Origin of the sequence: Pseudomonas putida (assembly GCF_001941965.1) — a bacterium.
GTDB classification, from domain to species: Bacteria; Pseudomonadota; Gammaproteobacteria; order Pseudomonadales; family Pseudomonadaceae; genus Aquipseudomonas; species Aquipseudomonas putida_L.
This window is the reverse complement of the sequence record NZ_MKZO01000008.1, coordinates 75734-88476: the sequence shown is the minus strand read 5'-3', so window position 1 is coordinate 88476 and position 12743 is coordinate 75734. Positions and strand designations below refer to the sequence as shown.

Below are 12743 nucleotides of genomic sequence, written 5' to 3'. Positions count from 1 at the left end.
AAAGGCCTTAAGATTTGCGCGCGCCGCGCACGCCTTCAGCCAGGGCCGAACACAGCGCCAGGACGTTATCCACAGCCTGCTCCGGGCTGGCAGCGGTAGCGATCTTGTCCACCAGCGCCGAACCCACCACCACCCCATCTGCCAGCCGGGCGATCGCCGCAGCCTGCTCCGGGGTACGAATCCCGAAACCGACACTGATCGGCAGATCGGTATGCCGACGCAGCCGCGCCACCGCCTCGGTCACATGCTCGGTGGTCGCCGAACCGGCACCGGTCACGCCGGCAACCGACACGTAGTAGACGAACCCGGAACTGCGCTCCAGTACCCGCGGCAGACGCGCATCGTCAGTAGTCGGGGTGGTCAGGCGAATGAAGTCGATACCCGCGGCCTGGGCCGGAGTCGCCAGCTCGGCGTCGTGCTCCGGCGGCAGGTCGACGATGATCAGGCCATCGACACCGGCTTCATTGGCCTGGGCCACGAACTCGGCAACGCCAAAGCGGTGGATCGGGTTGTAGTAGCCCATCAGCACGATCGGCGTGGTCTGGTCGTCGACCCGGAATTCTCGAACCATCTGCAGGGTCTTGGCCAGGGTCTGGCCGGCGTCCAGGGCGCGCAGGGTCGCCAGCTGGATGGCCACGCCATCGGCCATCGGGTCGGTGAACGGCATGCCCAGTTCGATCACGTCGGCACCCGCCGCCGGCAGGCCCTTGAGGATCTTCAGCGAAGCGTCGTAACCCGGGTCGCCAGCGGTGACGAAGGTCACCAGGGCCGCACGGCCTTCCTGCTTCAGCTCGGAAAAACGTTGTTCGAGACGGCTCATGCCTGCTTCTCCTGCGCGGCCATATGGCTCATTACGGTTTGCATGTCTTTGTCGCCACGGCCGGACAGGCAGATCACCATCAGGTGGTCCTTCGGCAGGGTCGGCGCGCGCTTGATGGCTTCGGCCAGGGCGTGCGAACTCTCCAGCGCCGGGATGATGCCTTCCAGGCGGCAGCAGGCGTGGAACGCGTCGAGGGCTTCGTCGTCGGTGATGCTGACGTAGTCAACGCGCTTGATCTCATGCAACCACGAGTGCTCTGGGCCGATGCCCGGGTAGTCGAGGCCGGCGGAAATCGAGTGGGCGTCGGTGATCTGGCCGTCGGCGTCCTGCAGCAGGTAGGTGCGGTTGCCGTGCAGCACGCCCGGTACGCCGCCGTTGAGGCTGGCCGCGTGCTTGTCGGTATCGACGCCGTGACCGCCGGCTTCGACGCCGATGATCTGCACGCTGGCATCATCGAGGAAGTCGTGGAACAGGCCCATGGCGTTGGAGCCGCCGCCGACGCAGGCGATCAGGCTGTCCGGCAGGCGACCTTCCTTCTCGTGCAGCTGGGCGCGGGTTTCCTTGCCGATGATCGACTGGAAGTCACGGACCATCGCCGGGTACGGGTGCGGACCGGCCACGGTGCCGATCAGGTAGAAGGTGTCGTCGACGTTGGTCACCCAGTCGCGCAGGGCTTCGTTCATCGCGTCCTTCAGGGTGCCGGTGCCGGCGGTGACCGGGACGATCTCGGCGCCCAGCAGCTTCATGCGGAACACGTTGGCCTGCTGGCGCTCGATGTCGGTGGCGCCCATGTAGATCACGCAAGGCAGGCCGAAACGTGCGGCGACGGTGGCGGTGGCCACGCCGTGCATGCCGGCGCCGGTTTCGGCGATCAGGCGCTTCTTGCCCATGCGCTTGGCCAGCAGGACCTGGCCGATGCAGTTGTTCACCTTGTGCGCGCCGGTGTGGTTCAGCTCTTCACGCTTGAAGAAGATCTTCGCGCCGCCGAGGTGCTCGGTCAGGCGTTCGGCGAAGTACAGCGGGTTCGGACGGCCGATGTAGTCGCGCTGGAAGTAGGCCAGTTGCTCGAGGAATTCCGGGTCGGCCTTGGCCGCTTCGTATTCGCGGGCCAGGTCGAGGACCAGCGGCATCAGGGTTTCCGCCACGTAGCGGCCGCCGAAGGCGCCGAACAGGCCGTTGGCGTCGGGGCCGCTGCGAAGGTTGGTCTGGGTCATGGGTCGCTCCGTAGGGAAGGATTTGGCTGACAATGGTCCTACTCTAACCACGACAGGCGCCGCTGAAAACCGATAAGATCGCCGCAACCTGTCAGGAAAACTCACACGTCATGTCCAGGGAACTGCCACCACTGAATGCCCTCAGGGCGTTCGAAGTCACCGCCCGTCTCGGCAGCGTCAGCCAGGCGGCGGAGCAACTGCATGTGACCCACGGGGCCGTCAGCCGCCAGTTGAAGGCGCTGGAGAGCCATCTCGGGGTAAGCCTGTTCGTCAAGGACGGGCGCGGCATCAAACTCACAGATGCCGGGTTACGGCTTCGCGAGGTCAGCGGCGAGGCGTTCGAGCGGCTGCGGGTGGTCTGCGCCGAGCTGAGCCAGAGCGGGGCCGATGCGCCGTTCGTCCTGGGTTGTTCGGGGAGTCTGCTGGCGCGCTGGTTCATTCCCCGCCTCGGGCGTTTGAAGGCTGATCTGCCGGACCTGCGCTTGCACCTGTCGGCCGGCGAAGGCGATCTCGACCCGCGTCGGCCGGGCCTGGACGCGTTGCTGGTGTTCGCCGAACCGCCGTGGCCGGCGGATATGCAGGTCTACGAGCTGGCGCGGGAATCCGTCGGTCCGGTGCTCAGCCCGCACTTCCCGGGCTTCGAACGCCTGCGCCAGGCGCCGGCCGACGCCCTGCGCGCAGAAACCCTGCTGCACACCACCTCACGTCCGCAGGCCTGGCCGGACTGGGCGCGCCAGCACGACCTGGACCCCGGCGCGTTGCGCTACGGCCAGGGATTCGAGCATCTGTATTACTTGCTGGAGGCAGCGATGGCCGGGCTTGGCGTGGCGATTGCGCCGCAGCCACTGGTCGCCGATGACCTGCGCGCCGGGCGCCTGGCTGCCCCGTGGGGGTTCAGCCAGACCCAGGCGTCACTGGTGCTGTGGGTGCCGCGACGCGCCGCGGACGGGCGCGCCGAGCAACTGGCAGGCTGGTTGCGCGCAGAACTGGCGCAACAGGGCGATCAATCGCCGCGCTTGCACAGCAGGTAGGCGGCCAGCAGGCCCAATGCGCCCACGGCCACGCCGGCGGTGGTCCAGGGGTGTTCCTGGGCGTAGTCGCGGGTGGCGATGCCGGTCTCGCGGGTCTTGGTCTTCACCTCTTCATAAGCGTCGCCAAGCAGGCTGCGGGAATGACGCAGGGCGTTCTCGGCGTTGCTGCGCAGGGCTTTGAGGGTCTTGCGCGACTCGTCCGACGCATCGTCTTTCAGGCTTTCCAGAGATTTGAGCAGGCTTTCGATTTCCGCTTCCATGCTTTGCAGCGCGGCTTTGCGTAGCGAGCTATTGGCCATGGTGTGTCTCCTTCAGGGTTGAGTGAGGTGTGTAGGTTCCGACTGCACCGGCTCTGGAAAGTGCGATCGAACGTTTCGCTGTGGCCTCGGCTCAGAGGTAAAACGGCCCGGCGCTGCTAGGCTCTATCCCCGCACCTTCCGAAGGAGAACAGCGAATGTCCGATCATCACACCTACAAGAAGATCGAGCTTGTCGGCTCGTCCCCCACCAGCATCGAGGATGCGATCAACAATGCCCTGGCCGAAGCCGGCAAGAGCATCAAGCATCTGGAATGGTTCGAAGTGGTGGACACCCGCGGGCATATCCGCGACAACAAGGCGGCGCATTTCCAGGTGACCCTGAAAGTCGGGTTCCGCATCGCCAACAGTTGAAATGAAGAGCAGGTTTGATAGGCAGGGCTCCGGGGGGACCGGGGCCTTTGTCGTTTTGGTCCAACAAGGAGAGCGATCAATGAAGAAGATGATGCTGGCAGTAGCGTTGATGGGGTTGGCCGGTACGGCGATGGCGGCGGGCAAGCCGTGTGAAGAGCTGAAGAGCGAGATCGCGGCGAAGCTGGATGCCAAGGGGGTTCAGCATTATTCGCTCGAGGTGGTGGCGAAGGGCGCCGGGGGCGGTCATGTGGTTGGGTCCTGTGAGGCCGGGACCAAGGAAATCGTCTACAAGCGCGGGTGATTTTCAGGGCCTCATCGCTGGCAAGCCAGCTCCCACAGTGTCCGCGGCGCCGCTGAACCTGTGGGAGCTGGCTTGCCAGCGATTGGTGCCTAACTGCCGAGCACAGTCTGGGCCATCAACTCATACGACCGCACCCGGTCCGCATGTTCATACAGGTCGGAGGTAAAGATCAGCTCATCCGCCCCGGTCTGCTCCAGCAGCACCTCCAGCTTGGCCTTCACCTTCTGCGGACTGCCGATCATCGCCAGGCCGAGGAAATCCCCCACCGCATCCCGCTCATGAGGCAGCCACAGGCCGTTCATGCTCGGCACCGGCGGTTTCTGCATCAGGCTCTGGCCGCGCATCAGGGCAAGGATGCGCTGGTACACCGAGGTCGCCAGGTAGTCGGCCTGCTCGTCGGTGTCCGCCACCACCATCGGCACACCGAGCATCACGTACGGCTCGTCGAGCACCGCCGACGGCTGGAAGTGATTGCGGTAGACGCGAATCGCTTCATGCATGTAGCGCGGCGCGAAGTGCGAGGCGAAGGCGTAGGGCAAGCCCAACTGGCCGGCCAGTTGGGCACTGAACAGGCTGGAGCCGAGCAGCCAGATCGGCACGTTGGTGTCATGCCCCGGCACGGCGATCACTTTTTGATCAGGCGTGCGTGGGCCGAGGTAGCGCATCAGCTCCAGCACATCGTCCGGAAAATCATCGGCGCTGCCGGAGCGCTCGCGGCGCAGGGCGCGGGCGGTCATCTGGTCGGAGCCGGGGGCGCGGCCCAGGCCCAGCTCGATCCGGCCCGGATACAGGCTGGCGAGGGTGCCGAACTGTTCGGCGATCACCAGCGGCGCATGGTTGGGCAGCATCACCCCGCCAGATCCGAGGCGGATGCTCGAGGTGCCGCCGGCCAGGTAACCGAGCAGCACGGATGTCGCCGAACTGGCGATGCCATCCATGTTGTGGTGCTCGGCCACCCAGAAGCGGTGATAGCCAAAGCGTTCAACGTGTTGCGCCAGGTCCAGGGAGTTGCGCAGGGCTTGCGCCGGGCCGCCGTCCTGGCGCACCGGCACCAGGTCGAGGGTGGAAATCTTGATATCCGCGAGTCGCTTCATGGGTTCTCCAGGGCAAACGGAAGCCGCCGGAACAGACGGCCTTTGTTGCTTCTGTGGGGGCACTTGCCGGGGAATCAATCCCCGAGGGGCCAAACGGGCTGAACTTGCCCGGGGGCCAGGCCTCTGAATTCAGGAACGGCGCCGACCGCGCCGACAACCCGAGGAGGCATCATGAAAAAGACGGCATCGGCTCACTGGCAAGGTGGCCTGAAGGACGGCAAAGGCACCATTTCCACCGAAAGCGGCGCGCTCAAGCAGATCCCCTACGGTTTCAACACGCGGTTCGAAGGCACGCCCGGGAGCAACCCGGAAGAGCTGATCGGCGCCGCCCACGCCGGCTGTTTCTCCATGGCCCTGTCGATGATCCTCGGCGAGGCCGGCCTGAAGGCCGACAGCATCGATACCACCGCCGAAGTGACCCTGGACAAGCAACCTGATGGCTTTGCCATCACCGCCGTGCACCTGATCCTCAAGGCCAAGGTCCCCGGCGCCAGCAACGAGCAGTTCCTGGAGCTGGCGAACAAGGCCAAGGCCGGTTGCCCGGTGTCCAAGGTGCTCAACGCGAAGATCAGCCTGGATGCGACCTTGCAGTCCTGATAGCAGAACCGTGGCATGCTGCGCCGGTCCAACAGGAGTTGGCTGACGTTTTTTGCCACGAGGAAACTGCTCATGATCCGTATTGCAATCGCTGTACTGGCGTCGCTGCTGGCCGCCAATGCTTCCGCCGCGGTCAAGCCGTGCGAGGAACTGAAAGCGGAAATCGAAGCCAAGATCCAGGCGCGGGGCGTGACCTCCTACACCCTGGAGATCGTGCCCAACAGCGAAGTCCACGACCAGAACATGGTCGTGGGCAGCTGCGAAAACGGCACCAGGAAGATCGTCTACCAGCGCAACGGCAACTGACTCACGGTACGCAGTGGATCAACCGTTCCTCTGCCAGCACCTGGCGCTCGGCGTTGTACAGCCGGGCGTTGGGCTGCATGGCCACGGCGCGGGCCTCCAGGCGATAGCGCTGGCCGGCCTGGAACCCGTCGTATTCGACGGTCAGGTAGCAGGTGCGTTCGGTCGGGTCGGTGGTGAAGACCCCGGTGTTGATCTCGTAGTCGAAGCGCACCACCAGCTCGTGCTTGCCCGGCGTGACCTGGAAGAAGCGGCCGTCGGTGAGCCGCTTGCCATCCAGGCGTTCAGCCATGACCAGCTTGCCGGGCGTGATGGTGTAGAAATCGACCCAGGCCTGGTTCTGGTCGACCGGCGGCATGGGCGTGGCGCAGGCGCCGAGGGTGCTGAAGGCGAGCAACATCGCTGGCTGTCGCATGATGGTCTCCGCAGGCGAGCGATATAAAGCACAAGCATAGCGCCCTCAGGTGCGCTGACAACCCGCCGGCAGGCCGCGTCCGACCACCTTGCTCTGTTCGTCATACAGCTTGGCCCAAGGCCGGAAGCCGATGGTGCCGGTCTCCAGGCGATAACGCTGGCCGGCGCTGAAGTCGTTGAATTTCAGGTTGAGCTGGCAATCGCGCCACAGCGGTTCGCTGACCGGGCCGATATTGGTCGGAGCCACGGCGAACAGATAACGCACAGTGAGCTGGTGATTGCCCGGGGAGACCTGGAAATAGCGTTTGTCATCCCAGGCACGGTCGTCCACTTCGACAGCGTGCAGGGTCTGGTCGTGACCGGGAGCAAGATCGACCCAGGCCTGGGACGGGTCCGGATCGGGCAGGCCGGCACAACCGGCGAGCGCCAGCAGGGTGCTGGCGGCGAGCATCGTACGCATGGCAAAACTCCGGGCGGGCAGGATAGTCTTGAAGCGATACGGACTTGAGCGAGACCACCCCACGCATGATTCGAATTCTTCTTCTGCTGCGCTCAAGCTCCGGGGCACTCGACCGCGTTTTTCGGGTATTTGTTCCCGTCCTGGCGCTTGGCCTGCTGAACGGTTGCAGCAGCCTCGGCTATTACAGCCAGCTCGCCAGCGGGCAATGGCAACTGTTGCGGGCCCGGGAGCCGGTGCCTGAAGTCATTGCCAATCCCGCCACCGATCCTGCGTTGCGCCAGCATTTGCAGCGTTCGCAGCAGGCCCGGGTGTTTGCCAGCGAGCACCTGAAATTGCCGGACAACCGCAGTTACCGGGTGTATGCCGATATCGGCCGGCCCTACGTGGTGTGGAATGTGTTCGCCACGCCGGAGTTTTCCCTCGAGCCTGTTACCCACTGCTTCCCCGTCGCCGGCTGCGTGGCCTATCGCGGCTATTACAGCCAGTCGGGCGCGCGCGGTGCGGCGGCGTTGCAGAAACTCGACGGGCAGGATGTGTATATCGGCGGGGTCGAGGCCTATTCGACCCTGGGCTGGTTCGATGACCCGATCCTCAATTCCATGGTCAGTTGGGGCGACGAGCGTCTGGCCACGGTGATTTTCCATGAGCTGGCGCACCAGCGTTTCTATGTGAAGGACGACACCGCGTTCAACGAATCCTTCGCCACCTTCGTCGAGCAGGAAGGCACCCGGCAATGGCGGGCGGCGTGGGGGCTGCCGGCGCCGGTGGTGGACGGCGGCAAGCAGCGCGACCAATTTGTGGCGCTGGTGCTGGCGTGTCGTGAGCGGCTCAGGAAACTGTATGCGCAGTCGCTGGAGGCGACGGCGATGCGCGCGGCGAAGCAGGCGGAGTTCGAGCGCTTGCGCGTGGAGTATCGGCAGTTGCGGGACGGCGAATGGGGCGGGGTCGGGCGTTTCGATGGGTGGATCAATGGGTCGATGAATAATGCCAAGCTGCTGCCGTTCGGGCTGTATGACCAGTGGGTGCCGGCGTTTGCCGGGATGTTTGCCGAGGTGGGTGGAGATTGGCAGCGGTTTTATCGGCGGGTTGAGGAGGTAGGGGCGCTGCCGGTCCAGGAGCGGCAGCGACTACTCAAAAGCATCGCTGGCAAGCCAGCTCCCACAGGGTTCTGAGTCGCCGCGGACACTGTGGGAGCTGGCTTGCCAGCGATGAGGCCCTCAAGAGCGCCGGAATGCCTGATGCATCTGCGCCAGCGTCTCGTAGTGATACGCCGGCTGCTCCGCCACCAACTCTTCCCGGCTGCCAAACCCATACCCCACCGCAACTGCTTCCAGCCCGTTGCTGCGCGCGCCGATCAGGTCATGCTTGCGATCACCGATCATCAGGGTCTGCGCCGGATCCAGTCCCTCTTCCGCCAGCAGGTGCCCGATCAGCTCGACCTTGTTGGTCCGCGTCCCATCCAGCTCGCTGCCGTAGATCACCTTGAAGTGCTTGGCAAAGTCGAAATGCCGGGCGATCTCCCGGGCAAACACCCAGGGTTTGGAGGTGGCGATATACAGGGTGCGGCCCTGCCCTTGCAGTTCGCCCAGCAGTTCGCCAACGCCGTCGAACACGCGGTTCTCGTACAGCCCGGTGAGCTTGAAACGTTCACGGTAGAAATTCACCGCCTCCCAGGCTTTCGCCTCGTCGAAGCTGTAGAACTGCATGAACGCCTGCAGCAGCGGCGGCCCGATAAAGTGCTCGAGGCGGGTCAGGTCGGGCTCGTCGATACCGAGCTTGGCCAGGGCGAACTGGATGGAACGGGTGATGCCTTCGCGCGGGTCGGTCAGGGTGCCGTCGAGGTCGAAGAGGATGTTCTGCTGGTGCATGTCGGTCTCGCTGGAAATGGGGGACGTCACTCGGACTGGTCGTAGCCTTCGGCGAGGTGCTGGTCCTTGAGGCGCACGTAGTTGGCGGCGCTGTAGGGGAAGAACGCGCGTTCCTTGTCGGTCAGCGGCCGCGCCTGCTTCACCGGGCTGCCGACGTAGAGGAAACCGCTTTCCAGGCGCTTGCCCGGCGGCACCAGGCTGCCGGCACCGATGATCACCTCGTCCTCGACGATGGCGCCATCCATGATGGTGCTGCCCATGCCCACCAGGATGCGGTTGCCGAGGGTGCAGCCGTGGAGCATGACCTTGTGGCCGATGGTCACGTCGTCGCCGATCAGCAGCGGGAAGCCGTCGGGGTTGAACGGCCCGGCGTGGGTGATGTGCAGCACGCTGGCGTCCTGCACGCTGGTGCGCGCGCCGATGCGGATGCGGTGCATGTCGCCGCGGATCACCGTCAGCGGCCAGACCGAGCTGTCGTCGCCGATCTCGACATCGCCGATGACCACCGCGCTGCGGTCGACGAAGGCGCGTTCACCGAGCCGGGGCGTGTGCTGCTGGTAGGTGCGAATAGCCATGAATAGGAAACCTCTCTAGCCCTAATTAGCTGCGGGCGACGGCGATTGTAATTAAGATGGCCCGGTGTTTCTTCTGCCAAGGTGTCTAACCGTGAGTGCGAACAACCCGCTTCTGCAGTCCTATGACCTGCCGCCCTTCTCGGCGATCCGTGCCGAGCACGTGCTGCCGGCGATTGAACAGATCCTGGCCGACAACCGCAATGCCATTGCCGAGATTCTCAAGACCCAGGCCAGCAACCCGACCTGGGCCGGCCTGGTGCTGGCGATGGACGAGCTCAACGACCGCCTCGGCGCGGCCTGGAGCCCCGTCAGCCACCTGAATGCCGTGTGCAACAGCGCCGAACTGCGCGAAGCCTACGAGGCCTGCCTGCCGGCCCTGAGCGCCTATTCCACCGAACTGGGGCAGAACCGCGAGCTGTTCCAGGCCTACGAGGCGCTGGCCGCCAGCCCTGAAGCCGCCGGCTTCGACGTAGCGCAGAAAACCATCCTCGAACACGCCCTGCGTGACTTCCGCCTGTCGGGTATCGACCTGCCGCCGGAGCAGCAGAAGCGCTACGCCGAGGTGCAGAGCAAGCTGTCCGAGCTGGGCAGCCGCTTCTCCAACCAGTTGCTCGACGCCACCCAGGCCTGGACCAAGCACGTCACCGATGAAGCCGCCCTCGCCGGCCTGACCGACTCGGCCAAGGCACAAATGGCCGCCGCCGCCCAGGCCAAGGGCCTCGACGGCTGGCTGATCAGCCTGGAATTCCCCAGCTACTACGCGGTGATGACCTACGCCACCGACCGCGCCCTGCGCGAAGAGGTCTACGCCGCGTACTGCACCCGTGCCTCCGACCAGGGCCCGAATGCCGGCCAGTTCGACAACGGCCCGGTGATGCACGACATCCTCGACCTGCGTCAGGAACTGGCCGGGCTGCTCGGCTTCGCCAACTTCGCCGAGCTGAGCCTGGCGACCAAGATGGCCGAATCCAGCGACCAGGTGCTGGGCTTCCTGCGCAACCTGGCGCAGCGCAGCAAACCCTACGCCGCCCAGGACCTGGCCCAGCTCAAGGCCTACGCCGCCGAGCAAGGCTGCGCCGACCTGCAAAGCTGGGACAGCGGTTTCTACGGCGAGAAGCTGCGCGAACAGCGCTACAGCGTCTCCCAGGAAATCCTCCGCGCCTACTTCCCGATCGACAAGGTGCTCTCCGGCCTGTTCGCCATCGTCCAGCGCCTGTACGGCATCGAGATCGCCGAGCAGAAGGGCTTCGACACCTGGCACCCGGACGTGCGTCTGTTCGAGATCAAGGAAAACGGCCACCATGTCGGGCGCTTCTTCTTCGACCTCTATGCCCGCGCCAACAAGCGTGGCGGTGCCTGGATGGATGGCGCCCGCGACCGTCGCCGCACTGCCGAAGGCGAGCTGCAGAGCCCGGTGGCCAACCTGGTGTGCAACTTCACCCCGGCCGCACCCGGCAAGCCGGCGCTGCTGACCCACGACGAAGTGACCACCCTGTTCCACGAATTCGGTCATGGCCTGCACCACCTGCTGACCCGCATCGAGCATGCGGGCGTGTCCGGCATCAACGGCGTGGCCTGGGATGCGGTCGAGCTGCCGAGTCAGTTCATGGAGAACTGGTGCTGGGAGCCGGAAGGCCTGGCGCTGATCTCCGGTCACTACGAAAGCGGCGAACCGCTGCCCCAGGACCTGCTGGAGAAAATGCTGGCGGCGAAGAACTTCCAGTCCGGCCTGATGATGGTCCGCCAGCTGGAGTTCTCGCTGTTCGACTTCGAACTGCATGCCCGCCACGGCGACGGCCGCAGCGTGCTGGAAGTGCTCGAAGGCGTGCGTGACGAGGTATCGGTCATGCGTCCGCCGGCGTACAACCGCTTCCCCAACAGCTTTGCGCATATCTTCGCCGGTGGTTATGCGGCCGGTTACTACAGCTACAAGTGGGCTGAAGTGCTGTCTGCCGACGCCTTCTCGCGCTTCGAGGAAGAAGGCGTGCTCAACGCCGAAACCGGCCGGGCCTTCCGTGAGGCGATCCTGGCCCGTGGTGGTTCGCAGGAACCGATGCTGCTGTTCGTCGACTTCCGTGGTCGCGAGCCGTCCATCGATGCCCTGCTGCGCCACAGCGGCCTGAGCGAGGACCTGGCGGCATGACCACGACCAAGAAACGCTTTATCGCCGGGGCGGTCTGCCCGGCGTGCAGCGAGCCGGACAAGTTGAAGATGTGGAGCGTGGATGGCACGCCGCATCGCGAGTGCGTGGCCTGCGGCTTCACTGACACCCTCAACGAGCAGGGCTTGTCGGTGCCGAAGGAGCTGGGTACGCGGGTCAACCAGGATGCACTGAAAGCGCCGAAGCCTGCGGTGCAGACGGTGCAGTTCTTCCCGAATCCGAAGTTGAAGAAGCCTTCGGAGTAGTCGCACGGTCTTCCACAGGACTGTGCCTTTGCACAAATCCTGTGGGAGCTGGCTTGCCAGCGATTTGGCCGGAACAGACAACATCCTTGTTCATGCCGGCCTCATCGCTGGCAAGCCAGCTCCCACAGGGTTCCGCGTCGCGATAGAAGGCGTGGACGCCAGACTAAAACCTCGATACTGTATAAAAACACAGTATCGAGGTTTTTCGTCATGGTCTCTCCGGTCCGCGGTCGCGGTACTGCCCACAACCCGCACAATCGCTTCGCCCCCAACCGCTCCGTGGTCGAGGACGACGGCTGGTACCAGGAAGTGCCCATGACCCAGGGCACCGAAATCCGCATCGAAACCGCGAAGACCATCATCACCCGCAACAACTCGCCGGACCTGCCCTTCGACCGCTCCATCAATCCCTACCGCGGCTGCGAGCACGGCTGGATATGCTCTGTAAAAGGTTCCGCCGTCATAATCTTATGGCTTTAATGCATAACGCCGCTATAGTATCAAGTCACTACATCGAATAAATAAGGAGTAGTGATGTTGTGGTTTTATGGAAGAAAAAGAAATTACATTGAACTAATAGGCTTGAAGTTAAGCAAAGAGTTCAAAATTGAGCCTGATGAAAGCCAAGGCTTCCCGAGTGCAGTAAAGTATTCCAAATTAATCGAAGCCTCTTGGGCTTCAAAAATGAACGCAGACGAAGCGGCAATGCAAATTGCGGTTTCTTATTTCTTGTATCTCTGTAAGGGCGGGTCTTTTGTTGATGCGTCTGAAGTTCTCTTGCGAATAGAAAATATAATAGGCTATGAAGTCCCAAGAAATTTGATTAGGGAAGAATATTGGTTAGAGTTTTCTAATGCCATAATCGAAGGGCGGCAGATACTCGGAATAAAATAAAAGGTCGTTTTGAACGGTTGAACTTGTTCAAGTGTGAAAAATGACCATAAAGAGAAAAGAGTACCGAGCAATTGCTCGGTTGTTCTGATGGTAAAA

The 12743-nt window shown here is 63.6% G+C and carries 17 protein-coding genes and 1 pseudogene; 10 read left to right on the top strand and 8 right to left on the bottom strand.

The features are described from left to right. Window positions 1–7: 7 nt before the first annotated feature. Together trpA and trpB are read right to left on the bottom strand one after the other, a co-directional pair. On the bottom strand, window positions 8–820 hold the full coding sequence (gene trpA, locus PSEMO_RS04860) for a tryptophan synthase subunit alpha (protein ID WP_075802038.1): 813 nt from the start codon (window positions 818–820) through the stop codon (window positions 8–10). Beyond that, window positions 817–2034: a tryptophan synthase subunit beta gene (gene trpB, locus PSEMO_RS04855; RefSeq protein ID WP_075802037.1), complete on the bottom strand. Its 1218-nt coding sequence runs from the start codon at window positions 2032–2034 to the stop codon at window positions 817–819. Before trpB ends, trpA begins: the two co-directional genes overlap by 4 nt. 110 nt (window positions 2035–2144) lie before the next feature. On the opposite strand from trpB, the gene PSEMO_RS04850 reads away from it, so the two are divergent. After that, window positions 2145–3065, top strand: a complete 921-nt coding sequence (locus PSEMO_RS04850) for a LysR family transcriptional regulator (RefSeq protein ID WP_075802036.1) — start codon at window positions 2145–2147, stop codon at window positions 3063–3065. Here PSEMO_RS04850 and PSEMO_RS04845 read toward each other — a convergent pair. Next, complete coding sequence (locus tag PSEMO_RS04845; RefSeq protein WP_075802035.1) at window positions 3038–3364, bottom strand: DUF883 family protein; 327 nt, start codon at window positions 3362–3364, stop codon at window positions 3038–3040. The genes PSEMO_RS04850 and PSEMO_RS04845 overlap by 28 nt on opposite strands. A gap of 155 nt (window positions 3365–3519) precedes the next feature. Between PSEMO_RS04845 and PSEMO_RS04840 the strand changes: the two genes are divergently transcribed. After that, window positions 3520–3735: a dodecin gene (locus PSEMO_RS04840; RefSeq protein ID WP_042121737.1), complete on the top strand. Its 216-nt coding sequence runs from the start codon at window positions 3520–3522 to the stop codon at window positions 3733–3735. Between the two features lie 79 nt (window positions 3736–3814). Further along, on the top strand, window positions 3815–4036 hold the full coding sequence (locus PSEMO_RS04835; RefSeq protein ID WP_075802034.1) for a DUF1161 domain-containing protein: 222 nt from the start codon (window positions 3815–3817) through the stop codon (window positions 4034–4036). Window positions 4037–4125: 89 nt separating this feature from the next. Here the strand turns inward: PSEMO_RS04835 and PSEMO_RS04830 are convergent, their stop codons facing one another. Beyond that, a complete protein-coding gene (locus tag PSEMO_RS04830) occupies window positions 4126–5130 on the bottom strand; it encodes an LLM class flavin-dependent oxidoreductase (RefSeq protein WP_075802033.1) in 1005 nt (334 codons plus the stop codon). Between the two features lie 171 nt (window positions 5131–5301). Here PSEMO_RS04830 and PSEMO_RS04825 point away from each other — a divergent pair, with 171 nt between their 5' ends. Both PSEMO_RS04825 and PSEMO_RS04820 read left to right on the top strand, forming a co-directional pair. Then, window positions 5302–5727 carry an OsmC family protein gene (locus PSEMO_RS04825; RefSeq protein ID WP_075802032.1) on the top strand — a complete coding sequence of 142 codons (426 nt, stop codon included), beginning with the start codon at window positions 5302–5304 and terminating at the stop codon, window positions 5725–5727. A gap of 72 nt (window positions 5728–5799) precedes the next feature. Next, on the top strand, window positions 5800–6033 hold the full coding sequence (locus tag PSEMO_RS04820) for a DUF1161 domain-containing protein (RefSeq protein ID WP_075802031.1): 234 nt from the start codon (window positions 5800–5802) through the stop codon (window positions 6031–6033). 1 nt (window position 6034) lies between these two features. Here the strand turns inward: PSEMO_RS04820 and PSEMO_RS04815 are convergent, their stop codons facing one another. Next, a complete protein-coding gene (locus PSEMO_RS04815) occupies window positions 6035–6445 on the bottom strand; it encodes a PA0061/PA0062 family lipoprotein (protein ID WP_075802030.1) in 411 nt (136 codons plus the stop codon). Between the two features lie 45 nt (window positions 6446–6490). After that, window positions 6491–6904: a PA0061/PA0062 family lipoprotein gene (locus tag PSEMO_RS04810; protein ID WP_075802029.1), complete on the bottom strand. Its 414-nt coding sequence runs from the start codon at window positions 6902–6904 to the stop codon at window positions 6491–6493. A gap of 83 nt (window positions 6905–6987) precedes the next feature. Between PSEMO_RS04810 and PSEMO_RS04805 the strand changes: the two genes are divergently transcribed. Next, window positions 6988–8076: an aminopeptidase gene (locus PSEMO_RS04805; protein ID WP_075802062.1), complete on the top strand. Its 1089-nt coding sequence runs from the start codon at window positions 6988–6990 to the stop codon at window positions 8074–8076. Between the two features lie 45 nt (window positions 8077–8121). Here the strand turns inward: PSEMO_RS04805 and PSEMO_RS04800 are convergent, their stop codons facing one another. Next, window positions 8122–8772 carry an HAD family hydrolase gene (locus PSEMO_RS04800; RefSeq protein WP_075802061.1) on the bottom strand — a complete coding sequence of 217 codons (651 nt, stop codon included), beginning with the start codon at window positions 8770–8772 and terminating at the stop codon, window positions 8122–8124. Between the two features lie 26 nt (window positions 8773–8798). Beyond that, a complete protein-coding gene (locus PSEMO_RS04795; protein ID WP_075802028.1) occupies window positions 8799–9347 on the bottom strand; it encodes a gamma carbonic anhydrase family protein in 549 nt (182 codons plus the stop codon). Between the two features lie 91 nt (window positions 9348–9438). On the opposite strand from PSEMO_RS04795, the gene prlC reads away from it, so the two are divergent. The 4 genes and pseudogenes from prlC to PSEMO_RS04775 all read left to right on the top strand — a co-directional run bounded on the left by prlC (window position 9439) and on the right by PSEMO_RS04775 (window position 12647). Next, window positions 9439–11490: an oligopeptidase A gene (prlC, locus tag PSEMO_RS04790; protein ID WP_075802027.1), complete on the top strand. Its 2052-nt coding sequence runs from the start codon at window positions 9439–9441 to the stop codon at window positions 11488–11490. Next, complete coding sequence (locus PSEMO_RS04785) at window positions 11487–11753, top strand: YheV family putative zinc ribbon protein (RefSeq protein WP_075802026.1); 267 nt, start codon at window positions 11487–11489, stop codon at window positions 11751–11753. The genes prlC and PSEMO_RS04785 overlap by 4 nt, the downstream gene beginning before the upstream one ends. Window positions 11754–11963: 210 nt before the next feature. Next, a pseudogene (locus PSEMO_RS04780) lies at window positions 11964–12191 on the top strand (PA0069 family radical SAM protein); the annotation flags it as partial. 96 nt (window positions 12192–12287) lie between these two features. Beyond that, complete coding sequence (locus tag PSEMO_RS04775; RefSeq protein WP_075802025.1) at window positions 12288–12647, top strand: hypothetical protein; 360 nt, start codon at window positions 12288–12290, stop codon at window positions 12645–12647. The last annotated feature ends 96 nt before the right edge of the window (window positions 12648–12743 follow it).

Bases quoted from the DNA above. Each gene is read 5' to 3' on its own strand.
- PSEMO_RS04775 (WP_075802025.1), top strand. From the start codon at position 12,288: ATGTTGTGGTTTTATGGAAGAAAAAGAAATTACATTGAACTAATAGGC.
- PSEMO_RS04825 (WP_075802032.1), top strand. From the start codon at position 5,302: ATGAAAAAGACGGCATCGGCTCACTGGCAAGGTGGCCTGAAGGACGGC.
- PSEMO_RS04785 (WP_075802026.1), top strand. From the start codon at position 11,487: ATGACCACGACCAAGAAACGCTTTATCGCCGGGGCGGTCTGCCCGGCG.
- PSEMO_RS04840 (WP_042121737.1), top strand. From the start codon at position 3,520: ATGTCCGATCATCACACCTACAAGAAGATCGAGCTTGTCGGCTCGTCC.
- PSEMO_RS04800 (WP_075802061.1), bottom strand. From the start codon at position 8,772: ATGCACCAGCAGAACATCCTCTTCGACCTCGACGGCACCCTGACCGAC.
- PSEMO_RS04810 (WP_075802029.1), bottom strand. From the start codon at position 6,904: ATGCGTACGATGCTCGCCGCCAGCACCCTGCTGGCGCTCGCCGGTTGT.
- PSEMO_RS04850 (WP_075802036.1), top strand. From the start codon at position 2,145: ATGTCCAGGGAACTGCCACCACTGAATGCCCTCAGGGCGTTCGAAGTC.
- trpA (WP_075802038.1), bottom strand. From the start codon at position 820: ATGAGCCGTCTCGAACAACGTTTTTCCGAGCTGAAGCAGGAAGGCCGT.
- PSEMO_RS04830 (WP_075802033.1), bottom strand. From the start codon at position 5,130: ATGAAGCGACTCGCGGATATCAAGATTTCCACCCTCGACCTGGTGCCG.
- PSEMO_RS04845 (WP_075802035.1), bottom strand. From the start codon at position 3,364: ATGGCCAATAGCTCGCTACGCAAAGCCGCGCTGCAAAGCATGGAAGCG.
- PSEMO_RS04795 (WP_075802028.1), bottom strand. From the start codon at position 9,347: ATGGCTATTCGCACCTACCAGCAGCACACGCCCCGGCTCGGTGAACGC.
- PSEMO_RS04820 (WP_075802031.1), top strand. From the start codon at position 5,800: ATGATCCGTATTGCAATCGCTGTACTGGCGTCGCTGCTGGCCGCCAAT.
- trpB (WP_075802037.1), bottom strand. From the start codon at position 2,034: ATGACCCAGACCAACCTTCGCAGCGGCCCCGACGCCAACGGCCTGTTC.
- PSEMO_RS04815 (WP_075802030.1), bottom strand. From the start codon at position 6,445: ATGCGACAGCCAGCGATGTTGCTCGCCTTCAGCACCCTCGGCGCCTGC.
- PSEMO_RS04835 (WP_075802034.1), top strand. From the start codon at position 3,815: ATGAAGAAGATGATGCTGGCAGTAGCGTTGATGGGGTTGGCCGGTACG.